Raw genomic sequence first — 25,506 nt, 5'->3', positions numbered from 1 at the left:
CCCCTCTGCCCTGCCGGGCATCTCCCCCTCAAGGGGGGAGATCACGCTCTTTCGCGGCTTTCGCCAATTGCCGGCGCCGCAGGACGGATGCGTGCGCCGAAGCTGCCAATCTCCCCCCGTGAGGGGGAGATGGCCGGCAGGCCAGAGGGGGTGCCTGGCACCCGCCCTAACAACAAATCCTCACTGCGCCGGAACCTTGTCGAGGAAGCCGGTGACGCTTTTCAGGCGGCCGTTCTCGATGACGCCGATGTCGGTGCCTTCGATGATGGAACCGCTGCCTTCCGGCCCGAGGTTCCACGAGAAGCGGATCGTGTCGGCAAAGCCGTCCGGCTTGCCCTTCAGCGAAAACCGGAAGCCGGCAAAGCGCTGCTGCACGCCGTCGATCAGTGCGGCGACGCCGTCATGGCCGTCGCCCTGCATGATCGGATCGCGATAGCTGACGTCCTCGGTGAAGGCCGCCTTGAGCAAGGCTTTCCGGCGCGCGGCGTCGCTCTCATTCCAGGCGGTGATGTAGTTTTCGGCGATCGTGTTGAGGTCGGTCATGGTCTGTCTCCTTGTTGGGGCTTTGACATGACCGTTTTCATCCAGCGCCGGCGCGAAACCAATTACGCCTGAGGTAATCAGGACCATGCGAGAGGAAAGACAATCATGACCAGCGGTTTTTTCGGCGACATCCAAGAGATCAAATATGAGGGGCCGGATTCGACCAATCCGCTGGCCTACCGGTTCTACAATCCCGATGAAATTGTCGCCGGCAAGCGGCTGGAAGACCATCTGCGCTTTGCCGTCGCCTACTGGCACTCGTTTGCCTGGCCCGGCGGCGATCCGTTCGGCGGCCAGACCTTTGAGCGGCCGTGGTTCGCCAAGGCCGGCAGTGTCGACACAATGGAGCTGGCCAAGCTCAAAGCCGACGTCGCCTTCGAGATGTTCGCGCTGCTTGGCGCGCCTTATTTCTGCTTCCACGACGCCGATGTGCGTCCCGAGGGCAAGGACTTTTCCGAAAGCGCGGCGCGTCTTGACGAAATCGCCGATTACTTCGCCGGCAAGATGAAGCAGACCGGCGTCAAGCTTTTGTGGGGCACGGCGAACATGTTCTCCAACCGCCGCTTCATGTCGGGGGCGGCCACCAATCCCGATCCGGATGTGTTTGCCTATGCGGCGGCGACGGTGAAGAGCTGCATCGACGTCACTAAGCGGCTGAAGGGCGAGAACTATGTGTTGTGGGGCGGCCGCGAGGGTTATGAAACTCTGCTCAACACCGACCTTGCCCGCGAGCAGGAACAGGCTGGGCGCTTCCTCAACCTGGTCGTCGACTACAAGCACAAGATCGGCTTCAAGGGCACCATCCTGATCGAGCCGAAGCCGCAGGAGCCGACCAAGCACCAGTACGACTATGACGTCGCCACGGTCTACGGCTTCTTGAAACGCTTCGGGCTGGAAAAGGAAGTCAAGCTCAACATCGAGCAGGGCCACGCCATCCTTGCCGGCCATTCGTTCGAGCATGAGCTGGCGCTGGCCAATGCGCTCGGCATCTTCGGTTCGATCGACATGAACCGCAACGACTACCAGTCCGGCTGGGACACCGACCAGTTCCCCAACAATGTGCCGGAGATGGCGCTGGCCTACTACCAGGTCCTGCAGGCCGGCGGCTTCAAGACGGGCGGCACCAATTTCGACGCGAAGCTCAGGCGCCAGTCGCTCGATCCGCAGGACCTCTTGATTGCCCATATCGGCGGCATGGATTGCTGCGCACGCGGCCTCAAGGCCGCCGCCAGGATGGTCGAGGACAAGGCGCTGTCGGGACCGCTCGCCGAGCGCTATGCCGGCTGGAACTCTGCCGAGGCCAAGGCGATGCTGGCCGGCAAGCGCACGCTGGAGGAGATCGCCGAGCGGGTCGTCAAGAAGAAGATCGAGCCGCAGCCGAGATCCGGCCGCCAGGAGTTGCTGGAGAACATCGTCAACCGGTATGTCTGAGGGCGGAAGCCGCTTCCTACTGTTCGAGAGACGGCGGGATAACCAACTCCCGCCGCCCTGAAATGGCTTTGCGCGCGAGGCTGGTTCCTCGCCTTCGTCATCCTAGGGCGAAGCGAACGCGAAGCGGAGCGCAGACCCTAGGATCCATGCCGTTACAGTAGCCAAAGAATGCAGCGGCTCAGAATAGCGCTTGTATCCGCAACTTCGGCCGCCGCAACCATCATCCGCTGCGCTGCACGCCAGTGCGAAGAGGCACTCGACCCTGATCCGCCGGAGCACTGCCGAAGGGTAACGGCATGGCAACTGTGTTCATGCGAATGCGGTTTTATCGCGGATGATGGCGTTGAGGACGACCAGGAGCTTCCTTGCGACGGCGATGATGGCCAGTTTCTTGGAGCCTGAGCGGGCTGCAAGGTCGGTGTAGAAAGCTCTGAAGCGGTCACAGGCTCGGATGGCGCTCAGCGCCGCCATATAGAGAGCCCGACGCACACGCGATCGACCGCCCTGGATCTGGCTCCTGCGTTGGAGCTTACCGCTCTTATTATCGAACGGGGCAAGGCCGGCGAGTGCCGCGATCGACTTAGGCGAGCGCTGGCCGAGCTCGGGCAGGTGCGCTAGGAGCGAGAGCGCGCTGATCTTGGAGACACCGGGCACGGAGATCATCAGCGTATAATCGCGGGCGGTGTCCTCGGATTGACGAATGACTTTGGCGATCCGGCTCTCGAGCGCTTTGATGCGTGTGTCGAAGCCGGCAATCATGTCTTCCAGCTCGGCAACGACAGTCTCCTCGAAGGCCTCACCGAGGAGCTTCTTCAGCCTTGCCCGCATATCGACCAGTTGGTCACGGTGACGGGCAAGCGATTGAAGTCGCTCGTTTTCTTCGCACGGCCCCGGCTCGGGTGCAGGCTGATAGCGGCGGCCATAGCCGCTCAGCATCCTGGCATCGAGACGATCCGTCTTGGCTCGCCGTCTCGTCGACTTGGCATAGGGGTGAGTGTGCGCCGGGTTGTGCCGGGAGAATGGAACGCCTGCCTTGGCCAGCGCGTGGCGCAGCAGCCGGTCATGGACGCCTGTCGCCTCCATGACGATGAAGTCTCGACTGGGGTCGAGGCCCGCCACATAGGCAGCGATCGCATCGGCCTGGTTGGCGATGCGCTGATATCGGTTGCTTGTCTCATCAAAAAAATCGAGCCACTGCTTGGAGATGTCGCAGCCGACATAGTTCTGCACTATCATGTCCATGCCTCTTCCTGTGGTGCGGGGTCTGCTTGGAACAGCCCCGTGCAACTGTTCAGGTTGATGGTTCACCGGTGGGAAGGGACCGGGCCATGCCACGGCCTGTCCGAAAGGACGACCAGGATCCACTCGGCCTCCTTCCCACTTCAAACCATACACCTGAACCAACACACAGGTCTCCGCGACGTCGCTTCGCTCCTGCTCCGCCCTAGGATGACGAGGAGAGGGATGCTTCGGCTAATCTCGAAGGGCTCGACATACCACTGGGATCTGCCACTGAAAGGACCTATCGGCGTTTGCTGCCGTTCGGCTTCCAGCCTGTCGAAATCATTTGCCCAGAAACTGGAACCGACGACAAGGTTTTGCCCCGCACCGCCCCTCAATCGCCTCGCTCTTGCCTTCAAACAGCCGTCACGAATCTCGTATAGTGTGCTTCGTGGCGGAAACAGAAAGAAGGAGGCGACCCGATATGCAGCACGAACGCGAAATCGACGCCCTGCTCTCATCTGGCGAAGCCGGATCGATCATCGACCGGCTGATGGCGTTGCCGCATCCGAAGGACGGCGCACGCAGCACGAACGAATGGGACCGCGCGGTCGCCAGCCGCTTCGAAACCCATCTTGCAAGACAGATGCGCTCGCAGATCGACGGCGCCGGCGATCGCCAGAACGCAGCCTGATCCCACTACGCCCGTCGCAACCTGACCGGCGCTTCGCCGAAAGCTCTTGAAAACGCTCTTGAAAATGCCGCGGCAGACGAAAACCCCGTCCGCCCGGCAATATCGGCCATGGCCACGCGCGTGTCGACCACCAGCCGGCGCGCGGCGCCCAGCCGCAGCCTGAGATAATAGGCGCCCGGCGTCTCGCCGATCGACTTGCGAAAGATGCTTTCCAGCGTTCGCGCCGTCACCCCGGCGCGCTTCGCCACCGCGGCGATGGTCAGCGGCTGGTCGACATGCGATTCCATCAGCCGGATGGCTTGCGCCAGCCTGGGATCGTAGCCGTCGAGGCGGCCGAGCGAGACCAGCGGCTGCGCGTCGGTCGCCGCCCGCGCCTGGTCATAGATGAAGACACTTGCCACATCGAGCGCCGCCGCCATGCCGAGCCGCGTGCGGATCAGATGCAGCATCAGGTCGAAGGTCGGCGAGGCGCCGCCGGAGGTGAAGACCGGCCCGTCGATGACATAGCGGTCGGGGCGCACGTCGACACCGGGAAAGGCCGACGAGAAATCCTCCATGTCCTCCCAGTGGGTCGTGGCGCTGCGCCCTTCCAGCAAGCCCGCGCGGGCAACCAGCCATGTGCCGGCTTCGACACCGCCGCAGGCGCGCGCGGCGCGCGCCGCCCGGCGCAGGCCGGAAAGCAGAGCCGATGTGGCATAATTCTGCGTGCCGAAGCCGGCGACGACGACAAGCATATCGGTTCTATCAGCCGCATCGAAGCGACCGCTGACCGCAACCGGCAGGCCGCATGTGGTGACCGGAGCTTCGCCGGTCACCGAAACCAGCCTGAAATCGAACAGCGTCTCGCCGGCAATGCGGTTGGCGGCGCGCAGCGGATCGAGCGCCGAGGCCACGCACATGATCGACGATCCGGAAAACACCAGCAGCGTCACCTTGAGCGGCGAACGCTCGGTGCGAAAGATCGAAGGTTTTTCGTTTTTTATCATATGATCTTCGTAAAACGCAAAACAGTTTCCGGCAAGTCAGGCATTCTTGCCGTCTGTTCGATTGGGCCCATGTTTGATTAGGCCCACGTTTGATCGAGACCGTCTGTGCTGATTGGGAGAAAAGTCCATGCCGCTTGCGATGAACCGTGAGGTTTTCATTACCTGTGCCGTGACCGGGTCCGGCAGCTCGCAGGACCGCAGCCCGCATGTGCCGCGTTCGCCCAGAGAGATCGCCGATTCGGCCATCGATGCGGCCAAGGCGGGTGCGGCGATCGTCCACTGCCATGTGCGCGATCCCGAAACCGGCAAGCCTAGGCGCGACGTGAACCTCTACCGCGAAGTCACCGAGCGCATCCGCGCGGCGGATGTCGACGTGGTGCTGAACCTGACCGCCGGCATGGGCGGCGACATGGTGTTCGGCTCGCCGGAAAACCCGCTGCCGCTGAACGAAAAAGGCACCGACATGGGCGGCGCCACCAACCGCATGGAACATGTGCGCCAGTGCCTGCCGGAGATTTGCACGCTCGATTGCGGCACGATGAACTTCGCCGAAGCCGACTATGTCATGACCAACACGCCCGGCATGCTGCGCGCCATGGGCGGCATGATGACGGCGCTCGGCGTCAAGCCGGAGATCGAGGCCTTCGACACCGGCCATCTCTGGTTTGCCAAGCAACTGGTCGAGGAAAAAGTGCTGGATCCGGATGCTCTCGTGCAATTGTGCATGGGCGTGCCCTGGGGCGCGCCGGACGATCTCAACACCTTCATGGCCATGGTCAACAATGTGCCGTCGAGCTGGAACTGGTCGGCCTTCTCGATCGGCCGCAACCAGATGGCCTATGTCGCCGCCGCGGTGCTGGCGGGCGGCAATGTCCGCGTCGGCCTGGAAGACAATCTGTGGCTCGACAAGGGCGTGCTGGCGACCAACGCCCAACTGGTCGAGCGGGCGGCCAGCATCGTCACCAATCTGGGTGCGAGTATCCTCGGACCCGAGGAAGTTCGCAAGAAGCTCAATCTGACCAAGCGCGCGCCGCTTTGAGCAAGCAGGAATCGGTTGGGAGGAGCCGCCGATGAGGACCGTGAAATTCACCGCCATGAAGGACGGCGACCGCGAGGACTACGCCTTTCTGACCGAGCACGAGACCGACTATGCAGCCAGAACCGGCGAGCGGCTGCTCGACGCGCTGGTGCAGCTCGACGAGGGCCTGTCCGGCTACAGGATCACACGGCTCGGCCATTCGCTGCAGGCGGCAACACGCGCCTGGCGCGACGGCGCCGACACCGACTGGATCGCCTGTGCGCTGCTGCACGACATCGGCGACATCTACGCGCCCTACAATCACGACGAATATGCAGCGGCCATACTGAAACCCTTTGTGCGCGAGCAATGTACCTGGGTGGTTGAGAAGCATGGCGACTTCCAGCGCCTCTATTATGCCCACCATCTCGGCGGCAATCCCCATGCCCGCGAGCGGTTCGCCGGGCACACCTATTTCGACGATTGCGACCAATTTTGCGAGCGCTGGGACCAGTCGAGCTTCGATCCGGATTACGAGACGCTGCCGATCGATTTCTTCAAGCCTTTCGTGCTCGAAGTGTTCGCGCGCAAGGCCTACGACGCGTCAGTGATCCGCGCCGGCGAGCGCGTGCCCCTCACCGATCCAGACATGGCGAACAAAAGAACCGGAGCTTCCGCATGAGCATCATCACCAAGGCGGCCGCCATCGGCGGCGGCGTCATCGGCGCCGGCTGGGTGGCGCGCCTGCTGTTGAACGGCATCGACGTGTCGATCTTCGATCCGGATCCCGAAGCCGGGCGCAAGGTCGGCGAAGTGATGAAGGGCGCGCGGCGCGCCTACAGGCAGATGCTGCCCGGCGGCCTGCCCAGGGAAGGCAAGCTGACCTTTGCCAAGACCATCGCCGAGGCGGTCGCCGATGCCGATTTCATCCAGGAGAGCGTGCCGGAACGGCTCGACCTCAAACATCGCGTGCTGGCCGAGATCGACATGCACGCGCCGGCCAACGCCATTGTCGGTTCCTCGACCTCGGGCATCAAGCCGACCGACATGCAGGTGGCGATGAAGAAGCATCCGGAGCGGCTGGTCGTCGGCCATCCGTTCAACCCGGTCTACCTCTTGCCGCTGGTCGAGATCGTCGGCGGAGAACAGACCTTTCCCGAGGCGATCGAGGTCGCCAAGGAAATGTACACCTCGATCGGCATGAAGCCGGTCGTGATCCGCAAGGAGATCGAGGCCTTCGTCGGCGACCGCCTGCTGGAGGCGGCATGGCGCGAGGCGCTGTGGCTGATCAAGGACGGCATCTGCACGGTCGAGGAACTCGACGACATCATGCGCTATGGCTTTGGCCTGCGCTGGGCGCAGATGGGCATGTTCCAGGTCTATCGCGTCGCCGGCGGCGAGGCCGGCATGCGCCATTTCATGGCGCAGTTCGGGCCGTGCCTGAAATGGCCATGGACCAAGCTGATGGATGTGCCGGAGTTCAACGACGAGCTGGTCGACCTGATCGCCACGCAATCGGACGACCAGGCGCATGGCCTGTCGATCCGCGAGCTGGAAAAGATCCGCGACGACAATCTGGTCGCGATCATGGAGGCGCTGTCGAAGCAGAACAAGGGCAAGGGCTGGGGCGCCGGCGCTTTGCACAAGGACTATACGAAGCAGCTGGCCAAGCTTGCGGCGAAGAGGCCCACCGCCTCCAAGGCGGCCGAAAAGGCCAAGGCGACCAAGCCGGTGAAGGCCAAAGCTGAAAAGCTGAAGAAAAAGAAGAAAGGCTGAGACCATGGATTTTGGTCTTTCGGAGGAGCAGAAACTCATCGTCGAAACGACGCGCGCCTTCGTCGAAAACGAGCTTTACCCGCATGAGCGCGAGGTGGAGCGCACCGGCGTGCTGCGCCGCGAGCTGATCGACGAGATCCAGGCCAAGGCGATCGAAGCCGGGCTCTATGCCGCCAACATGCCAACGGAAGTCGGCGGCGCCGGCCTCGATACGGTGACCTGGCTGCTCTACGAAAAAGAGCTCGGCCGCGCCAATTACGCGCTGCACTGGACCTGCGTGGCGCGGCCTTCCAACATCCTGTTGGCCGGCACGCCGGAGCAGCGCGAAAAATATCTCTATCCCTGCATTCGCGGCGAGAAATGGGATTGCCTGGCGATGACGGAGCCCGGCGCCGGTTCCGACCTGCGCGGCATGAAGGCGACCGCCGTGCAGGACGGCGACGACTGGGTGCTGAACGGCACCAAGCATTTTATCAGCCACGCCGACCTCGCCGATTTCGCCATCGTCTTCATGGCTTCGGGCGAGGAAGAGACGCCGCGCGGCAAGCGCAAGAAGATCACCGCCTTCTTCGTCGACAAGGGCACCAAGGGTTTTACGGTGCGTGACGGCTACCGCAACGTCTCGCATCGCGGCTACACCAACGCCATCCTCGAATTCGACGATTGCCGGCTACCCGGAGCCCAAGTTCTGGGCGAGGTCCACAAGGGCTTCGACGTCGCCAATTCGTGGCTCGGCGCGACCCGCCTGCAGGTCGGTGCGACCTGTCTTGGCCGGGCCGAGCGGGCGCTTGGCCATGCCATCGAATACGCCGCCCAGCGCCAGCAGTTCGGCCAGCAGATCGGCAAGTTCCAGGGCGTGTCGTTCAAGCTCGCCGACATGGCGACCGAACTGAAGGCCGCCGACCTGATGGTGTTCGAAGCCGGCTGGAAGTACGATCAGGGCACCGTCACCGATCAGGACATGGCCATGGCCAAGTTGAAGGCCACCGAAATGCTCGCCTTCGTCGCCGACGAGGCGATCCAGATCCATGGCGGCATGGGGCTGATGGACGATCTGCCGCTGGAGCGCATCTGGCGCGACGCCCGCGTCGAGCGCATCTGGGAAGGCACTTCCGAGATCCAGCGCCACATCATCTCGCGGGCACTGCTGCGAGCGGTTGGGGGCTGATCGATGCACAAACTTGAACGCCTTCTGCGGCCGAAATCGGTCGCCGTCTTCGGCGGCGCGCAGGCTGCTGCCGTCGTCGCGCAATCGATCAAGATGGGCTTTGCCGGCGATATCTGGCCGGTGCACCCGACCAAGGACGAGGTCGCCGGACGGAAAGCCTATCGTTCAGTGGCCGACCTGCCTGCGGCGCCCGACGCCGCCTTTGTCGGCGTCAACCGGCATTTGACCATCGAGGTGGTCAAGGCGCTGGCCGAACGCGGCGCCGGCGGCGCCGTCTGCTTTGCCGCCGGCTTCCTCGAAACAGAGGCCTATGACGAGGACGGCGAGCGGCTGCAGGCCGAGCTGATTGCAGCCGCCGGCCGGATGCCGATCATCGGGCCGAACTGCTACGGCCTGATCAACTACGCCGACGGCGCGCTGCTATGGCCGGACCAGCATGGCGGCATCAGGCTGGCCGAGGGCGGCAAGGGTGTGGCCATCATCACCCAGTCGTCCAACATCGCCATCAACATGACGATGCAGAAGCGCGGCCTGCCGATCGCCTTTTTGATGACTGCCGGCAACCAGGCGCAGACCGGCCTTTCCGAAATGGCGCTCGGCCTGATCGAGGACGATCGCGTCACCGCGCTCGGCCTGCACATCGAGGCCTTCGATTCGGTAGCCGGCTTCGAGCGGCTGGCGGCGCGGGCGCGGGAGCTGAAAAAACCTGTTATCGCCATGAAAGTCGGCCGCTCCGAGCAGGCGCGGCAGGCAACCGTGTCGCATACGGCATCGCTGGCCGGCTCCGACGCGGCATCAGGCGCCTTCCTGAAGCGGCTCGGCATCGCCCGCGTCGATTCGATCCCGGCCTTCATCGAGGCGTTGAAGCTGCTGCACGTCACCGGACCCCTGCCCGGCTACCGGCTGTCGTCGATGAGCTGTTCGGGCGGCGAGGCGTCTGTCATGGCCGACAGCGCCGAAGGCCGCTGGGTGAACTTCCCTGATCTGACCGACACGCACCGCGCCCATGTCAAATCGACGCTCGGGCCGCTGGTCGCGGTGGCTAACCCGCTCGACTACCACACCTTCATCTGGAACGACGAACCGGCGATGACCGCCACCTTCACGGCCATGGTGTCGGGCGGCTTCGACCTCAACATGCTGGTGCTCGATTTCCCGCGTCCAGATCGCTGCTCTGACACCGATTGGTGGACGACGCTGCGCGCCTTCGAATCGGCGTTGAAGACCAACAAGGCGCAGGGCGCGATCGTCTCCTCGCTGCCCGAGAACCTGCCCGAGGAATACACCGCCGGGCTGATGGCGCGCGGCATGGTGCCATTGTTCGGCATTGCCGAGGCCATGGACGCCGCCCAGGCGGCAGCGTTCATCGGCTGGGCCTGGCGCGAGCCGCAGGCGCAGGCGATCGACACCTCCGCATCCGGCGCGCCGGCCGGCGACCATGTCACCCCTGATGAGGCCGAGGCGAAAGCGCGCCTTATCGAGGCCGGGCTTTCCGTGCCCAGGGGCGAACGCGCCGGCAATGCCGTCGAGGCTGTCATCTCCTCGATGGCGCTCGGCTTTCCGGTGGCGCTGAAGGCTTTGGGCGTGACCCACAAATCCGAGCTCGGCGCGGTGCGGCTCAACCTCAGGGATGCCGAATCCGTCAGCACGGCCGCCCATGATCTCGACCCGCTTGGCACCGGCCTCTATGTCGAGCGCATGGTGCGCGACGGCGTCGCCGAACTCATCGTCGGCTTCACCCGCGACCCGATGTTCGGCGCGGTGATGACGCTGGGCACCGGTGGCGTGCTGGTAGAGCTGCTGCGCGACAGCGTCACGCTGATGCTGCCGGCGACACGCGACGACATCGAGGCGGCGTTGCGCGGGCTCAAATTGTTCCCGCTGCTCGAAGGCTATCGCGGCCGGCCCAAGGCCGATGTCGCGGCGGCCATCGCTGCGATATCGGGCATTGCCGCCTTCGTGCAGGACAATGCCGCCGAGATCGAGGAGCTCGACATCAACCCGCTGATCGTCTGCACCGAGGGCAATGGCGCCTGGATCGCCGACGCGCTGCTGGTGCTGGGAGACAAGAAGAATGCCTGACGTCATTTCGACCCGCCGCGAGGGCACGATCCTCGAAGTCACGCTCGACCGGCCCAAGGCCAATGCCATTGATCTCAAGACCTCGCGGCTGATGGGCGAGACGTTCAAGGCGTTCCGCGACGATCCGGGCTTGCGCGTCGCCATCGTCAGGACTGCTGGCGACAAGTTCTTCTGCGCCGGCTGGGATCTCAAGGCCGCGGCCGGCGGCGACGCGGTCGACGGCGACTATGGCGTCGGCGGCTTCGCCGGGCTGCAGGAATTGCGCGACCTCAACAAGCCGGTCATCGCCTGCGTCAACGGCATGGCGGTCGGCGGCGGCTTCGAGCTGGCGCTGTCCTGCGACCTCATCTACGCGTCCGATCATTCCTCCTTCGCGCTGCCCGAGATCCGCGCCGGCACTTTGGCCGACGCGGCAACGATCAAGCTGCCGAAGCGCATTCCCTATCACGTCGCCATGGACCTTTTGCTCACCGGCCGCTGGATGGATGTCGCCGAGGCGCATCGCTGGGGCCTGGTCAACGAGGTGCTGCCCAAGGACAAACTCGAGGACCGCGTCTGGGAGATCGCACGGCTGCTGGCCAGCGGCCCGCCGCTGGTCTTCGCCGCGATCAAGGAGACGGCGAGAGTCGCCGAGGCGCTCACCTTCCAGGACGCCATGAACCGGGTGACGCGCCGACAGCTGGCGACTGTCGATGCGCTGTACGGCTCAGAGGACAATCTCGAGGGTTTTCGCGCATTTGCGGAGAAGCGTGACCCGGTTTGGAAGGGGAAGTGAGGGAGTGCTGAGATGACGGCGTTCCGTCACACCCCCTACTGCCCTGCCGGGCATCTCCCCCGCAAGGGGGGAGATTGGCAGCTCAAACGGCACCGCCCTTCCTCGACCGCTGAAAATTGGCGAAAGCCCACGCGACATCCAATCTCCCCCCTTGCGGGGGAGATGGCCGGTCCACCCTCCGCAGCTGCAGCGCAGCTGCTGCGGAGGACGGGCAGGCCAGAGGTGAGTGTCCAGGCGGGTTCGTTATCGTTACGATCCGTTCCGTTCCCATGACCAACTACAAAACCCTCATCGACGCCGAGACATGGGCTTTCATCGAGCGGACCAATTCCTACTATCCGCCTGATACGATCGACTACACCATCGACCAGCAGCGCCAGATCTACGACCGCATGTGCCGCGAATTCTTTGCCGGCTATCCCCAAGGCGTGACGGTGGAAACCAACGTCATAGCCGCGCCAGCGCACGACGTCACGATCCGCATTTATCGCAGCGCGGCACCGAACGCCTCTGCGATGGTGCTCTATGTCCATGGCGGCGGTTTCATCCTCGGCGGACTCGATAGCCATGACGATGTCTGCGCCGAGCTTTGCGCTCGCACCGGCTATGAGGTGGTTTCGGTCGACTACCGGCTGGCACCCGAGCATCCGCATCCAGCCGCCTTCGACGACGTGATCGGCGCCTTCGAATGGGCCACCTCAACCTACGAATGCCCCGTCCTGCTCTGTGGTGACAGCGCCGGCGGCAATCTCGCGGCTGCCGTCAGCCATGCGACGCGCGGCCACGCGCGAAGGCCGATCGGCCAGGTTCTGATCTATCCCGGCCTCGGCGGCGACCGCTCGCAAGGCTCTTACGTCACCCATGCCGAGGCGCCGATGCTGACGGTGCGCGACCTCGATTTCTACAGGGATGTCAGGACCGGCGGCGAGGACCGCACCGGCGACCTCACGCTGTGGCCGCTTGCCGACGCTGATTTCACCAATCTGCCACCGAGCGTGGTGATCACCGCGCAATGCGACCCGCTGTCATCGGACGGCGAGGCCTATCGCGATCGCGTCGTTGCGGCAGGCGGCCATGCCTTCTGGTTAGAGGAGCCGGGGCTGGTGCATGGCTATCTCAGGGCCCGGCATATGGTCGGCCGTGCCCGCTCGAGCTTCACCCGGATTGTTGACGCAGTGTCAGTTCTAGGGCGGGGCGAATGGGTCTGGTGAGGTCTCACGCCATCCCACGCGTGGCCGCGCGGCCGGCGCTGCGGCCGGAGAAGATGCAGCCGCCGAGAAACGTGCCTTCCAGCGCTGCGTAACCATGCATGCCGCCGCCGCCGAAACCGGCGGCTTCGCCGGCGGCATACAACCCCTCGATCGGCTGGCCGTCGGCGCCCAGCACGCGGCTGTCGAGATCGGTCTGCAGGCCGCCCAGCGTCTTGCGCGTCAATATGTTGAGCCGGACCGCGATCAGCGGGCCATTGGCAGGGTCGAGCATCTTGTGCGGCTTAGCCGTGCGGATCAGCCGGTCGCCGAGATAGGCCCGCGCGCCGCGCAAGGCGGTGATCTGCATGTCCTTGGCGAACGGATTGTCGAGCTGCCGGTCGCGAGCGCGGATTTCGCGCTCGACTTGGGCCAGTTCAAGCAGCGGCTCGCCGCCGGCAAGCGCGTTCATGCGGGCGACCAGCGCCGGCAAATCAGGCTCTACGATGAAGTCCTCGCCCTTCTCCATGAACGCCTTCACCGGACCGGGAACGCCTGACGTGGCGCGGCCGAGCACCTGTCGCCAGCTTTTCCCCGTCAGGTCGGGATTCTGCTCGGAGCCCGACAGCGCGAACTCCTTCTGGATGATCTTTTGGGTCAGGATGAACCAGGAATAGTCGAAGCCGGTGCTCATGATGTGGCTGAGCGTGCCCAGCGTGTCGAAGCCGGGATAGAGCGGCACCGGCAGGCGTTTGCCGCGGGCGTCGAGCCACAGCGACGACGGGCCGGGCAGGATGCGGATGGCATGATCGGTCCAGAGCGGCGCCCAGTTCCTGATGCCTTCGACATAGTGCCACATGCGGTCGCGATTGATGATCGAGCCACCGGCCCGTTCGGTGATCGCCAGCATGCGGCCGTCGACATGGTCGGGAACGCCGCTGATCATGCGGCTGGGCGGCGCGCCCAGGCGCTGCGGCCAGTTCTTGCGGACAAGCTCGGGATTGGCGCCGATGCCGCCGGAGGCGACGATGACCGCTTGCGCCCTGAATTCGAAGTCGCCTGATTTGTCGCGCGAACTCTTGCGGCCGCGCTCGACATCGCTCGGCATCAAGACATCGCCGCGCACGCCGTCGACGGTGGTGCCCGTCCGGGTCAGCTCGTTGACCCGGTGGCGGAACTTGAAGCGGATCAGCCCTTGTCTTTCGGCCTCGCGCACGCGCCGGACGAACGGTTCCAGCACGCCGGGCCCGGTGCCCCAGGTGACATGAAAGCGCGGCACCGAGTTGCCGTGGCCGACGGCGTTGCCGCCGCCGCGCTCGGCCCAGCCGACCACGGGAAAGAATTTTATGCCGCGCTGCATGAGCCACGAGCGCTTCTCAACGGCGGCGAAGCCGACATAGGCCTCGGCCCAGCGGCGCGGCCAGAGATCTTCCGGGCGGTCGAAGGCGGCGGTGCCCAGCCAGTCCTCGAGCGCCAGATCATGCGAATCGCGGATGCGCATGCGCCGCTGTTCGGGCGAATCGACGAGGAAGATGCCGCCAAGCGACCAGAATGCCTGGCCGCCGAGCGACTGTTCAGGCTCCTGGTCGACGATGATGGTCTTCTTGCCGGCCTCGGCCAGTTCCGCCGCCGCGACGAGGCCGGCAAGGCCGGCGCCGACAATGATCACATCCGCATCGCCAGCCATTTTCTCCCCCCGGCTCTCCTCCCCGGCTTTAACTAAGCAGGCATTCGTGGACTAGCCCACGAATGCCTGCTTAGATTCTTTGGTTTGTCGCAGGTTCTTGTCGCAAAACCGTGGGACACTTTTGCGGAACCTGCTTAGTTGTCAGACCGTCTCCCAGCCTTCCTTCTCGCCGGCGCGGAAGATGGCGTCGATGACCTTCTGGTTGAGCACTGATTCTTCCAGCGTGAAGACGCGGTCCTTGCCGCCAAGTGCCGCCCGCGCGAAGGCCTCGACCTCCAGCCGGTATTGCTGCATGCCGGGGAAGCGGAAAACTTGCGCCTCGCTGTGGTTCTGGTTGTGCAGTTCGATGCGATGATGATCGTAGATTCCGGCGTTGAACGGCGAAAGCACCTCGATGAAGCCCTTCTCGCCGTGGAACACCATCACCTGCCGCGCCGCCATCTGCGTCGACAGGTAGAACGACAGTTCGAAGTCGCCGAAATCGGCGCGGATCGAGGAGTAGATGTCGGTGCCGAACGTCTTGTCGCGCTCGATCGTCGCCTGGACGCGCAGCGGCTCCTTGCCCGTCGAAAAGCGCGTCGACACCGTCGGGTAGACGCCGATGTCGGGCAGCGCGCCGCCGCCGAGGTCAAGCTGGTTGCGCATGTTGGCCGGATCGACATTGTAGTAGGAGAACGCGCCCTGGACATGGCGCAGCCGGCCGATGGCGCCGTTGGCGATCAGCTCGCGCACCTTGATCCATTGCGGGTGGTAGACGACCATGAAGGCTTCGCAGACCAGAACTTTCTTGGCGTTGCGCAGCTCGATCAGCGGCGGAATGTCCTTGGCATCGAGCGCCAAAGGCTTTTCGACCAGCACATGCTTGCCGGCTTCGATAGCCTTGGCCGTCCATTCGACATGCTGCGCGGTCGGGAGCGGGATGTAGACGCCGTCGACGTCCTCGGAGGCGAGCAGCTCCCTATAGGAACCGAAGGCATGGGGCGCGCCGAAACGGTCGGCCAGGGCACGGGCTTTCGACAAGTCGCGGCTGGCGATCGCCGACAGAACGCCGTTCTCCGCCTCGACAATTGCCGGCAAAAGATGCTCGCGGCCGATCTTGGCCGTCGACAAAACACCCCATCGGAACATCAGGCTTCTCCCTCTCGAAATTACAGGCGTCGAGGTTTGCCTGAAATCGGTGGAAAAGCCAATGCGGGAGCATGGCGGCGAACAAATACGGCTCCCCTCCGCAGCTTGGGTTCCTCAACTGCTCAGCCTCGTCTACCCGTAAGCGTCATGTCGAAGTTGACGACGTTCGAATAGATCGGCGTGCCGACATCCATGCCGTAGCGCGACCGCAGCACCTTGCCGGTGACGTGGAATTTTATCGTGCCCGCCTTGAGGCCGCCGAGCTCGGCCGTGAATTTTTCCGAAAAGGTCTTGCCGCGCGCCGTCAGCCGACCGGTGACAAGCGCCGACGTGTCGCCGGTGCGTTTCACGCTGGTCGAGCGGAACTGGATTTCCGGGTTGTTGGCGGCGTCGAACACCGCGTCGGAACGAAGGAAGGCGTCGACGCGACTCTGACCGGTGCCGACGCTTTCGGGGAAGATAGTGAAGTTGACCCTGGAGCGTCCGACATTGCTGTTGTCGATGCGTATCGAGCCCTTAAAGCGAGCGAAGGCGCCGTCGAGCCCGCCGCCGCCGGCCTTGCCGATGGAGAAGCGGATGCTGGAACTCGCCGGGCTGATCGTGTAGCTGCCGGCAGCGTCGCTGAGCGCCACTGCCGCGAAAACAGGCATGGCAAGGCAAGCGGCGACCGCCGCAAATCCGAAGATGCGCGCATACATGGGGTATTCCTTTTTTGGAGGCAACGCTTTTCCGCGTCCTCACCCCATGAACGAATGAGCCGCCCGCTCTATTCCACGCTGTGATCTGACGAAGGCGTGATCATGCGCATCAGCACCGCGTCCTTCAGCCAGAAATGATGGCGCAGCGCCGCGACGAAATGCAAGGCGACGAGCCCGATGCCGGCATAGGCAAGATACCAGTGCACTGCCGCCCAGAAGCTCTCTGCCGCGTCCGATTGCGCGAGTGGCAGGTTCGGCATCACGAACAGGTTGAAGGGCACGCTCGGGATGCCCAGCATCGAGACCGAGACCAGCGCCCAGCCGGACAGAGGCAACGCAAGCTGAAACGCATAAAGCCCAAGGTGAGCAAGCGGCGCCATGCGGCGCTCCAGAGGCCCGACCGAGTGCGGCAGCGCCGGCGCTGCATTGCCGAGACGCCAGGCGATGCGCAGGATCACCAGGCCGAGCAGCAGGAAACCGAACGACTTGTGCAGCTGGATCAGTTCGAAGGCGGTGCGCTGGCTGGATAGCCGCATCATGACGAAGCCGAGCACGAACTGGCCGATGAAGATCGCGGCGATCAGCCAGTGAAGGATGATCGCCGCCCAGCCGTAGCGGGTCGTGCTGTTTATGATCGTAGCTTGCATGGTCCGCAAACGCTTCCCGGTCCAGCTTTCTTCCACCCTCCCTTGTGGGGAGGGTGGGCTTAGCCAGCCACCTTGAAGAAATCGACAAAGGCCCTGAGCGCCGGCCGCATCTGGCGGCGGCTTGGGTAGTAGACGAAGAAACCGTCGAAGGGCGGACACCAGTCCTCCAGCACCCGAATGAGCTTGCCGGCGGCCAGCGCCTCGCGGACATAATCCTCGAACAGGAAGGCAAGCCCGGCGCCGTCGACCGCCGCATTGGCGATCAGATGGTCCTCGTCGAGGATCAGCGGCCCTTGCACCGGCAGTTCGATCTCCTCGCCGTCCTTCTCGAATTCCCAGCGGTAGAGAATGCCGCTGGAGAAACGGAAGCGGAGGCAACGATGATCGACGAGATCGTGCGGATGACGCGGTCTGGGCATGGTCGCGAAATAGGATGGCGCGCCGACGACGGCGCCGCGAAGGTCTGGCCCGATGCGCACAGCGATCATGTCGCGCTGCAGGCTTTCGCCGAGCCGCACGCCGCCGTCGAAGCCGCCTTCGACCACATCGGTGAAGCGGTCTTCGATGACGATCTCCAGCACGATGTCCGGATAGGCCGATGCAAAGGCGCCGAGCCGCGGCGTCAGCGCCAGATGGGCCGCAGTGCGCGGCACGGTGAGCCTGAGATTGCCGGCCGGCCGGTCGCGCGCCTCGATCGCCGATTCCAGAGCGAGGTCGATCTCCGACAGGGCCGGCCGCAAGCGCTCGAGCAATTGCGCGCCTTCCTCGGTCGGAGCGACGCTACGCGTGCTGCGCGCCAGGAGCCGAACGCCGAGATGCGCTTCCAGGCTGGACACCGCGTGGCTGACCGCCGAGGGCGCGATGGCGAGTTCCCTGGCCGCGCCGCGAAAGCCGCCGCACTGGGCGACGGTCGCCAGCACCGCGAGTTGGGAGAGATGGGTTCGCTTCATTGATCTATATTTTAGAACAGCCCGTGCGAATGGGAGCCGATTATCGAACGCAACGCAAGACGTTATTTCCGTCGCATCACAACAAGGAGACGCGTGATGCAAACCCGCAAGCTTGGAAATGAACTTGACGTCTACCCGGTCGGCCTCGGCTGCATGGGGATGAGCTTCGTCTATGGCGGCCAGCCGGAGGCCGAGGCGATCGCCACGCTGCGCCGCGCCGTCGAGATCGGCGTCAATTTCTTCGACACGGCCGAGGTCTATGGCCCCTACGAGAACGAGATCCTGCTCGGCAAGGCATTGAAGCCGGTGCGCGATCACGTGACGATCGCGACAAAATTCGGCTTCAAAATCCTGGAGGAAGGCACGGGCATCGATCGCATGGCCGGCGTCGACAGCCGCCCCGAACACGTCAAGGCGGTCGCCGAGGCGTCGCTCAAGCGGCTGGGCACCGATGTGATCGACCTCTACTACCAGCACCGCGTCGATCCCAATGTGCCGATCGAGGACACGGTCGGCGCCATGGCCGAACTGGTGCGCGAGGGCAAGGTACGGGCGCTGGGTCTGTCGGAAGCGAGTGCCGCGACCATCCGCCGGGCGCACGCTGTGCATCCGATAGCGGCCGTGCAGAGCGAATATTCGTTGTGGAGCCGCGACCCCGAGGAAGAGGTGTTCGCCGTCTGCCGCGAGCTCGGCATCGGCTTTGTCCCCTATAGCCCGCTCGGTCGCGGCCTTTTGACCGGCACGATCGCCAAGCCAGAGATGCTCGGCGCCGACGACTGGCGCCTCACTCTGCCGCGCTTCCAGGCCGACGCCATGGCCGCCAATGCGGCTGTCATCGCCACGCTGGAAAAGATGGCGGCGGAAAAGGGCGTGACCTCGGCGCAGCTGGCGCTGGCCTGGGTGCTGCACCAGGGCGATTTCATCGTGCCGATCCCCGGCGCGCGAAAGATCCGCCATCTGGAGCAGAACACGGCCGCGGCCGAGATCGTGCTGAGCGAGGCGGAGGTGGCGGCCATCGGCGACGCGCTGTCGCCGGAAAAGGTCACCGGCAAGCGCTACACCGAAGCGGCTCTGGCGCTGGTGAATGGGTGAACCGTCGCGGACCGGGGTGGATCAAAAAGGGGCGCTTCGGTGCCCTTTTCGAACGCCGCGCGATGCAGAAGGTTGCGAGACGTTGGCGGGACAGCGCCTATGGGGCGCTGTCCCGCCGACTTTTCTTATTTCGCTAGTCCCACCAAGGCACCACACTAATCTCCGGCCAGTTCTCCCTGGCACGCGCACCCTTCGCCTCATGTGTCTTCTGGTTGTCCATCACCCGGTTCGGCGTGATGCGGAACGTGAAAATGTCATTGAGACCGAACGGCGCCACGAGATCCAACTGCCCATTCCCGTCGTATCGAACGCCGACCGCATGGGTCCTCGAAGCGAAATAGCTGACCGATTCACTGGAACTCGTATAGCGCGGGCACGGCTGTCCGAATTTCTTGGGGTACCACAGATGCACCCGCGCCTGGTTGCGCACTTCGACCGGCAGCGGCAGCTCCTCGAAATGCCTGGCCGCGCGGCGAATGACCACGTCCTCGGCCTCATACGACAGATCAGAGTCGTCGAAATAGAACAGGTCGATATCTTTGATGCCGTAACCCGATGGCTTGCCGGTCAGGTGGTTCCAGACGCTGTTGTAAAGCGCGCCGGAGACCACCAGCCAGTCCGGCAGTGCGAGCGCGCGCACCCGCGCCAGCGCATCGGCGAGCAGCGGGTCGGTGGACACTATGGCGAGAAAAGCCGCCCGTTGTGCCTCGAACGAAAGCCCGGCATAGCGAAGGTGATCCATCACCCCTTTGGAAGGCGATTCGCCACCTGGCGGCAATCCCTCAGGTTCTGAGCACGCCACCCGTCTGCTTGTGTACGTTCTCGACGATGCGCTTGGCCAAAGCCTCGAAATCCTCGTCGGTCAGCGTCTTTTCGACCGGCTGGATCGACACTTCGATGGCGACCGATTTCTTGGCCGCGCCGAGCGCCGCACCTTCGAAAATATCGAAGACCGAGACGCCGGTGATCAGCTTCTTGTCTGCGGCAAGTGCTGCGCGGGTCAGCGTTCCGGCCTCGACCGCCTTGTCGACGACGAAAGCAAAATCGCGCTTGACAGCCTGGAAGGCGGACAGGTCCAGCTTCGGTTTTGTCCGCGTCGGCTTGGCCTTCGGCTCGGGAACCGCGTCGACGAAAACCTCGAAGCCGCAGAGCGGGCCGGAGACATCCATTTCCTCGAGCGTCTTCGGATGGAATTCACCGAACGTGCCCAACACCACCTTTGGCCCAAGCTTGATCGTGCCGGAGCGGCCGGGATGATACCAGGCCGGGCCGCCGGCCTCGATCTGCAGCCGCTCGACCGGCGCGCCGCAGGCTTCAAGTGCTGCAATCGCGTCGGCCTTGGCGTCGAACACGCCGACGGCGCCGGCATTGCCGGCCCAGTGGCGGCCGGAGCCGTCGAGCCTGGCGGTGCCGCGCCGCACGCCGGCGGCGACGCGCCGCTGCTGATCGGCGCCGTCGCCCTCATAGGTGCCCGACACTTCGAACAGCGCGACGTCACTGACGCCCCTGTCGGCGTTGCGCTGGGCGGCGGCGATCAGGCCCGGCAGCAGCGACGGCCGCATATCGGACATGTCGGCTGCGATCGGGTTGGCGAGCTTCAGCGCGGTCTGGCCGCCGCCGAACAGTTCGGCATGTTTTGCCGGAATGAACGACCAGGTGACGGCCTCCATCATGCCGCGCACCGCCAGCGCCCGCTTGGCGGCGCGGGTGCGGATCTGCAGCACGGTCAGGATCTTGGCGTTGACCGCGTCATGCGAAACGAGCGGCTGCGGGGCGATGTTGTCGACGCCGTGGATGCGCATCACTTCCTCGACCAGGTCGGCCTTGCCGTCGACATCAGGCCGCCAGGAAGGCACCTTCACATCGACGACGTCGCCCGAGCCTTGCGGCTCGAAGCCAAGGCGGGACAGGATCTCGAGGCTCTCCGCCTTCGGCACCTCGATGCCGGTCAGCCGCTTCACTTCCGCCAGCGGGAAGTGCACGATCTTCTCGACATGGCCGGCATAGCCGGTGACTTCGATCTCGGTCGGCGTACCGCCGCAGAAATCCAGCACCAGTTTCGTCGCCAGCTCCACCCCGGGAACCATGAATTCAGGGTCGACGCCGCGCTCGAACCGGTAGCGCGCATCGCTGATGATGCCGAGGGCGCGGCCGGTGCGAGCCGTGGTCATCGGATCCCACAATGCGGATTCGATCAGAACGTCGGTGGTGTTCTCGTCGCAGCCGGAATGCTCGCCGCCCATGATGCCGGCGATGGATTCGACGCCGTCCTGGTCCGCTATCACGCACATCTCGGGCGTCAGCGTGTATTCGCGGCCGTCGAGCGCCAGCACCTTCTCGCCGTCGCGCGCACGGCGCACGGTAAGGTTGCCGGCGACCTTGCTGGCGTCGAACACATGCAAGGGCCGGCCGCGGTCGAAGGTGACATAGTTGGTGATGTCGACCAGCGCGCTGATTGGCCTCAGACCAATGGCAATCAGCCGCTGCTGCAGCCATTTCGGCGACGAGCCGTTCTTGACGCCCTTGACCAGCCTGAGCGCAAAGCCGGGGCAGAGCTCCGGCGCCTCGATCGTCACCTTGACCGGGCACATGCCGCTGCCGACATGCGGCATGATGGCCCCGCCGACGAGACGGCCAAGGCCGCTTGCCGCCAGATCGCGGGCGATGCCGTAGACACTTGTGGCGTCCGGCCGGTTCGGCGTCAGATTGATCTCGATGACCGGATCGTCGAGATGCGCGTAGGCGGCGAAGCTGGTGCCGACCGGCGCATCGGCGGGCAGGTCGATGATGCCGCTATGCTCGTCCGAGAGCTCGAGCTCGCGCTCGGAGCACATCATGCCATGGCTTTCGACGCCGCGGATCTTGCCGACCGTCAGCGTCACGTCGATGCCGGGAATGTAGGTGCCGGGCGCGGCGAAGGCGCCGATCAGGCCCGCGCGGGCGTTAGGCGCCCCACATACCACTTGAACCGGAGCCTTGCCGTCGCCGGTATCGACGGTGAGCACGCGCAGCCGGTCGGCGTCGGGATGCTGGACCGCCGTCAGCACCTTGGCGATGACGAAGGGCTTCAGGCTCGTTCTGTCGTCGACATGCTCGACTTCGAGGCCGATCGAGGTCAGCCGCTCGACGATCTCCGCCAGCGAGGCGTCGGTCTCGAGATGGTCCTTGAGCCAGGAGAGGGTGAGTTTCATGACTGTGTTTCCGAAGGTCTTGCCACGCTGCTCTTGAGATGGCGCGGCAGTGAATCTGGCATGTGGAGGAAGGGCAGCTGCTCGCGCACATGGGCATGGTGCGTCGGCTTGAAATAGGCCGGCATGTCCATGGCGCCGAGCATGAAATAGATCTGGTCGGCCAGCCGCGCGTCGACATAGGCGATCGGCGAGCCGCAGATGCCGCAAAAGGAGCGCGTCACCGGCCCGTTTTCAAACATCTTCAGTGCCTTGCCCGCGAAGGCGACCTGACCGGTCAGGAAGCCGACAAAGGCCGACACCGGCGCGCCGCTGGCCCGCCGGCAATCGCCGCAATGGCAATAGCTGACATGGTGCGGTTCGGCCGAAGCCTCGAACCGCACGGCGCCGCAGCGGCAACCGCCGGTGTGGACCGCTGTCACGTGCTCAAGCCTCCGAACAGCGTCGGCATGTCGAGCGGTCTAAAACCGTAATGCGACAGCCAGCGCACATCGGCGTCGAAGAAGGCGCGCAGGTCCGGCATGCCGTATTTCAGCATGGCGATGCGGTCGATGCCCATGCCCCAGGCGAAGCCCTGGTATTCGTCGGGATCGAGCCCGCCATATCTCAGCACATTGGGATGCACCATGCCGCAGCCGAGGATCTCCATCCAGTCGGAGCCTTCGCCGAAGCGCACCTCGCCCGGCCGCGAACGGTCGCATTGGATGTCGACCTCCATGCTGGGTTCGGTGAACGGGAAGAAGGACGGACGGAAGCGCATCTTGACCTGGCGAACCTCGAAGAAGGCCTTGCAGAACTCCTCCAGCACCCATTTCATGTTGGCGACATTGGCTGTCCTGTCGATCACCAGCCCCTCGACCTGATGGAACATCGGCGAATGGGTGGCATCGGAATCCTGCCGGTAAGTCTTGCCGGGGATGACGATGCGGATCGGCGGCTTCTGCGCCTCCATGGTGCGGATCTGCACCGGCGAGGTGTGGGTACGCAAAAGTTTGCGCTCGCCCTTCTCGTCCGGCTGGAAGAAGAAGGTGTCATGCATCTCGCGCGCCGGATGGCCTTCCGGGAAATTCAGCGCGGTGAAATTATAATGGTCGGTCTCGATATCGGGACCTTCGGCGATGGCAAAGCCGAGATCGCCGAAGATCGCGGCGATCTCGTCGCTGACCTGGCTGATCGGATGGATGCGGCCGCGCTCGGCCGGCGATTGCCGCACCGGCAGGCTCACATCGACCTTCTCAGCGGCAAGACGGGCCGAGATCGCCACATCCCTCAGCTCGGCGCGGCGCACGACAAGCGCCTCGGTGATGCGGTTCTTGAGCCCGTTGATGGCCGGGCCTTTTACCTGGCGCTCCTCGGCCGACATCGAGCCGAGCGTCTTCAGCATTTCGGAGACCGAGCCCTTCTTGCCGAGCGCCGAAACACGCACGGCTTCAATCGCCTGCTCGTCGGCGGCCGACGCAATGTCGGTCATCAGGGAATTTTCGAGGGTTTCCATGTCACTCATGTTCCAGACTCGATTGGAAGCAAAGAAAAACCCGCGCCGGCCCTGCCAGCGCGGGTTTCCCAAAATCAGAATGCGAATGCTTGGGAAGCGCTGGCTTAGGCTACAGCGCTTTCAAAAGCGTTCGGCGTGGTGTTCTTGAGGTATTCGAGCGCGACCTTGGCCTTGGCCACGAGTGCGGCGAAAGCCTGCGGCTCGTGGATGGCCATGTCCGACAAGACCTTGCGGTCGATCTCGATGCCGGCCTTGTTGAGGCCGTCGATGAAGCGGCCATAGGTCAGGCCATGCTCGTGGGCCGCGGCATTGATGCGCTGGATCCACAGCGCGCGGAACGAGCGCTTGCGGTTCTTGCGATCGCGGTAGGCGTACTGCAGCGACTTTTCCACCGCCTGCTTGGCGATGCGGATGGTGTTCTTGCGGCGGCCGTAAAAACCCTTGGCGGCTTTCAGGACCTTCTTGTGCTTGGCGTGCGAGGTGACGCCTCTTTTTACGCGTGCCATGTCATGATCTCCTTAAAAGCAATTCCAGGAAAAGTGCCTGGCGGTTTTCCGTTCGGAATTGCGTAAAACAAATGCGTGTCCGGGCCGAAAGCTCTAGAGGCCGTTCGGCAGAAAATTCTTGATGACCTTCTTGCCGTCCGGTTCAGCCAGAACCATCGTGCCGCGGGCATTTCGAATGAACTTGTTGGAACGCTTGATCATGCCGTGACGCTTGCCGGCCGCAGCCGACAGGACTTTACCGGTACCTGTGATCTTGAACCGCTTCTTGGCGGCCGACTTGGTCTTCATCTTGGGCATTTTGCTACTCCGTTTCTTTGAGGTCCCAGTCGTGCCTTCGGCACTCCACGCCTCTTGTTTTGTTCGCTTCAGGCCGACCAAAGCCCGAAAAGCAAATGAAACCGCCACGGCATGCCCTGCCGGGCGGTTTTTGGGAACGGCGGTTCTATACGTCAAAGCGGGCCGACGTGCAACACCTGCAAGGATGCGACGCACTGTCCGGTATATTATCTTTATTACCGCATGTTCTTATCTGAAAACCGGTTCCCACTTTTCGGGATCATGCTCACGGGAAACGGAACAGCACCGGCAGTATGCCCGATTCCTGCGCGCCATCGATCAACTCGAAAGCCGGCAAGGCAATGAGGAACACCAGCCCGTCCAGCAGCGTCGTCCGCAGCAGGCGCGGCTTGAAGCTGCCGGTATCGCCTTCCTGATACAGCGAAAGCCTCGGGAAGAAGCGCGGCACTTTCGTAAGGTAGGTCTGGTAAGGGGCGCCGAGGGCCTCCTTCAGGAACTTCTCTTCGCGCAGGATGACGACATGAAAAGCGGCGGCGCAAAGCACGGCGAAGCCGATCATCGTGGTGATCGAACCGATCTGCGCGCCGACACCGGCGGCAGCCATCGAGGAGAAGACGTAGAGCGGATTGCGGGTGATCGAATAGGGTCCGCCGGTCACCACCTCGGAGGATTTGCGCCCGCCGATATAGAGCGTCGACCACAAGCGCCCGACAATGCCTAAAAAGATCAGCAGGACGCCGACCATTTCGATCGTTTCGTGCGGCACGCTGTCGGGAGGAAAAGAAGACTGGCCAAACAGCAGCGCCGCGAACAGGACGACCACGAGCGCGGCAAGCACCATCCTGCGCGCGTGCTGGTAGCTGCCCAGCGCATGCCTGGCCCGTACTTGTTCGGCCTGTGCCGATTTGACTTCATTGAGCATTTCGTGAATCCGATC

The 25,506-nt window shown here is 63.9% G+C and carries 25 protein-coding genes; 10 read left to right on the top strand and 15 right to left on the bottom strand.

The features are described from left to right. Nucleotides 1–180: 180 nt before the first annotated feature. Nucleotides 181–543 (bottom strand): nuclear transport factor 2 family protein, encoded by a 363-nt coding sequence (locus tag EJ066_RS09415; RefSeq protein ID WP_126037023.1) that lies wholly within the window; start codon nucleotides 541–543, stop codon nucleotides 181–183. Between the two features lie 105 nt (nucleotides 544–648). On the opposite strand from EJ066_RS09415, the gene xylA reads away from it, so the two are divergent. After that, nucleotides 649–1,974, top strand: coding sequence for a xylose isomerase (gene xylA / locus EJ066_RS09410; RefSeq protein WP_126037021.1), 1,326 nt, complete (start codon nucleotides 649–651; stop codon nucleotides 1,972–1,974). 309 nt (nucleotides 1,975–2,283) lie between these two features. Here the strand turns inward: xylA and EJ066_RS09405 are convergent, their stop codons facing one another. Continuing rightward, on the bottom strand, nucleotides 2,284–3,216 hold the full coding sequence (locus EJ066_RS09405; protein WP_126034559.1) for an IS110 family transposase: 933 nt from the start codon (nucleotides 3,214–3,216) through the stop codon (nucleotides 2,284–2,286). Between the two features lie 463 nt (nucleotides 3,217–3,679). On the opposite strand from EJ066_RS09405, the gene EJ066_RS09400 reads away from it, so the two are divergent. Further along, nucleotides 3,680–3,889 (top strand): hypothetical protein, encoded by a 210-nt coding sequence (locus EJ066_RS09400; RefSeq protein WP_126037019.1) that lies wholly within the window; start codon nucleotides 3,680–3,682, stop codon nucleotides 3,887–3,889. Between the two features lie 5 nt (nucleotides 3,890–3,894). Here EJ066_RS09400 and EJ066_RS09395 read toward each other — a convergent pair whose 3' ends face one another. After that, entirely contained in the window at nucleotides 3,895–4,875 is a 981-nt protein-coding gene (locus tag EJ066_RS09395) for a GlxA family transcriptional regulator (RefSeq protein WP_126037017.1), read from the bottom strand. Nucleotides 4,876–5,002: 127 nt separating this feature from the next. Here EJ066_RS09395 and EJ066_RS09390 point away from each other — a divergent pair, with 127 nt between their 5' ends. The 7 genes from EJ066_RS09390 to EJ066_RS09355 all read left to right on the top strand — a co-directional run bounded on the left by EJ066_RS09390 (nucleotide 5,003) and on the right by EJ066_RS09355 (nucleotide 12,905). Next, nucleotides 5,003–5,914: a 3-keto-5-aminohexanoate cleavage protein gene (locus EJ066_RS09390; RefSeq protein WP_126037015.1), complete on the top strand. Its 912-nt coding sequence runs from the start codon at nucleotides 5,003–5,005 to the stop codon at nucleotides 5,912–5,914. Nucleotides 5,915–5,945: 31 nt separating this feature from the next. Continuing rightward, on the top strand, nucleotides 5,946–6,575 hold the full coding sequence (locus tag EJ066_RS09385) for an HD domain-containing protein (RefSeq protein ID WP_126037012.1): 630 nt from the start codon (nucleotides 5,946–5,948) through the stop codon (nucleotides 6,573–6,575). Continuing rightward, nucleotides 6,572–7,669 (top strand): carnitine 3-dehydrogenase, encoded by a 1,098-nt coding sequence (locus EJ066_RS09380; protein WP_126037010.1) that lies wholly within the window; start codon nucleotides 6,572–6,574, stop codon nucleotides 7,667–7,669. The genes EJ066_RS09385 and EJ066_RS09380 overlap by 4 nt, the downstream gene beginning before the upstream one ends. 4 nt (nucleotides 7,670–7,673) lie before the next feature. Continuing rightward, a complete protein-coding gene (locus EJ066_RS09375; protein ID WP_126037008.1) occupies nucleotides 7,674–8,837 on the top strand; it encodes an acyl-CoA dehydrogenase in 1,164 nt (387 codons plus the stop codon). Between the two features lie 3 nt (nucleotides 8,838–8,840). Beyond that, nucleotides 8,841–10,919: an acetate--CoA ligase family protein gene (locus tag EJ066_RS09370; RefSeq protein WP_126037006.1), complete on the top strand. Its 2,079-nt coding sequence runs from the start codon at nucleotides 8,841–8,843 to the stop codon at nucleotides 10,917–10,919. After that, nucleotides 10,912–11,694: a carnitinyl-CoA dehydratase gene (locus tag EJ066_RS09365; protein WP_126037003.1), complete on the top strand. Its 783-nt coding sequence runs from the start codon at nucleotides 10,912–10,914 to the stop codon at nucleotides 11,692–11,694. Before EJ066_RS09370 ends, EJ066_RS09365 begins: the two co-directional genes overlap by 8 nt. A gap of 269 nt (nucleotides 11,695–11,963) precedes the next feature. Beyond that, on the top strand, nucleotides 11,964–12,905 hold the full coding sequence (locus tag EJ066_RS09355) for an alpha/beta hydrolase (protein WP_126037001.1): 942 nt from the start codon (nucleotides 11,964–11,966) through the stop codon (nucleotides 12,903–12,905). A 4-nt stretch (nucleotides 12,906–12,909) separates the two neighbouring features. Here EJ066_RS09355 and EJ066_RS09350 read toward each other — a convergent pair whose 3' ends face one another. The 5 genes from EJ066_RS09350 to EJ066_RS09330 all read right to left on the bottom strand — a co-directional run bounded on the left by EJ066_RS09350 (nucleotide 12,910) and on the right by EJ066_RS09330 (nucleotide 17,991). Then, nucleotides 12,910–14,568, bottom strand: a complete 1,659-nt coding sequence (locus tag EJ066_RS09350) for an FAD-binding dehydrogenase (RefSeq protein ID WP_126036999.1) — start codon at nucleotides 14,566–14,568, stop codon at nucleotides 12,910–12,912. 141 nt (nucleotides 14,569–14,709) lie between these two features. Beyond that, complete coding sequence (locus tag EJ066_RS09345; protein ID WP_126036997.1) at nucleotides 14,710–15,696, bottom strand: Gfo/Idh/MocA family oxidoreductase; 987 nt, start codon at nucleotides 15,694–15,696, stop codon at nucleotides 14,710–14,712. Nucleotides 15,697–15,818: 122 nt separating this feature from the next. After that, nucleotides 15,819–16,394: a YceI family protein gene (locus tag EJ066_RS09340; RefSeq protein ID WP_126036995.1), complete on the bottom strand. Its 576-nt coding sequence runs from the start codon at nucleotides 16,392–16,394 to the stop codon at nucleotides 15,819–15,821. Nucleotides 16,395–16,462: 68 nt separating this feature from the next. Continuing rightward, nucleotides 16,463–17,041, bottom strand: a complete 579-nt coding sequence (locus EJ066_RS09335; RefSeq protein WP_126036993.1) for a cytochrome b — start codon at nucleotides 17,039–17,041, stop codon at nucleotides 16,463–16,465. Nucleotides 17,042–17,100: 59 nt separating this feature from the next. Continuing rightward, on the bottom strand, nucleotides 17,101–17,991 hold the full coding sequence (locus EJ066_RS09330; RefSeq protein WP_126036992.1) for a LysR family transcriptional regulator: 891 nt from the start codon (nucleotides 17,989–17,991) through the stop codon (nucleotides 17,101–17,103). 96 nt (nucleotides 17,992–18,087) lie between these two features. Between EJ066_RS09330 and EJ066_RS09325 the strand changes: the two genes are divergently transcribed. Continuing rightward, complete coding sequence (locus tag EJ066_RS09325) at nucleotides 18,088–19,083, top strand: aldo/keto reductase (protein WP_126036990.1); 996 nt, start codon at nucleotides 18,088–18,090, stop codon at nucleotides 19,081–19,083. 133 nt (nucleotides 19,084–19,216) lie between these two features. Here EJ066_RS09325 and EJ066_RS09320 read toward each other — a convergent pair whose 3' ends face one another. From EJ066_RS09320 to EJ066_RS09290, 7 genes are all read right to left on the bottom strand, one after another. Beyond that, complete coding sequence (locus EJ066_RS09320) at nucleotides 19,217–19,825, bottom strand: nucleotidyltransferase family protein (protein ID WP_126036988.1); 609 nt, start codon at nucleotides 19,823–19,825, stop codon at nucleotides 19,217–19,219. 40 nt (nucleotides 19,826–19,865) lie between these two features. Continuing rightward, a complete protein-coding gene (gene pheT, locus EJ066_RS09315; protein WP_126036986.1) occupies nucleotides 19,866–22,274 on the bottom strand; it encodes a phenylalanine--tRNA ligase subunit beta in 2,409 nt (802 codons plus the stop codon). Next, a complete protein-coding gene (locus EJ066_RS09310) occupies nucleotides 22,271–22,693 on the bottom strand; it encodes a GFA family protein (protein WP_126036984.1) in 423 nt (140 codons plus the stop codon). The genes pheT and EJ066_RS09310 overlap by 4 nt, the downstream gene beginning before the upstream one ends. Beyond that, nucleotides 22,690–23,775, bottom strand: a complete 1,086-nt coding sequence (gene pheS, locus EJ066_RS09305) for a phenylalanine--tRNA ligase subunit alpha (RefSeq protein WP_126036982.1) — start codon at nucleotides 23,773–23,775, stop codon at nucleotides 22,690–22,692. Before pheS ends, EJ066_RS09310 begins: the two co-directional genes overlap by 4 nt. A 95-nt stretch (nucleotides 23,776–23,870) precedes the next feature. Then, on the bottom strand, nucleotides 23,871–24,272 hold the full coding sequence (gene rplT / locus EJ066_RS09300; RefSeq protein WP_126036980.1) for a 50S ribosomal protein L20: 402 nt from the start codon (nucleotides 24,270–24,272) through the stop codon (nucleotides 23,871–23,873). 93 nt (nucleotides 24,273–24,365) lie between these two features. Beyond that, the gene (rpmI, locus tag EJ066_RS09295; RefSeq protein WP_006201248.1) at nucleotides 24,366–24,569 is read right to left on the bottom strand and encodes a 50S ribosomal protein L35; all 204 of its coding nucleotides are present in this window, start codon (nucleotides 24,567–24,569) and stop codon (nucleotides 24,366–24,368) included. A gap of 265 nt (nucleotides 24,570–24,834) precedes the next feature. Next, nucleotides 24,835–25,491 (bottom strand): isoprenylcysteine carboxylmethyltransferase family protein, encoded by a 657-nt coding sequence (locus tag EJ066_RS09290; protein ID WP_126036978.1) that lies wholly within the window; start codon nucleotides 25,489–25,491, stop codon nucleotides 24,835–24,837. Between the last annotated feature and the right edge of the window lie 15 nt (nucleotides 25,492–25,506).

It is taken from the genome of Mesorhizobium sp. M9A.F.Ca.ET.002.03.1.2 (assembly GCF_003952365.1).
Taxonomy (GTDB): Bacteria; Pseudomonadota; Alphaproteobacteria; order Rhizobiales; family Rhizobiaceae; genus Mesorhizobium.
Note: the sequence above shows the minus strand (reverse complement) of the source record. Positions and strands in the feature narration are given on the sequence as shown.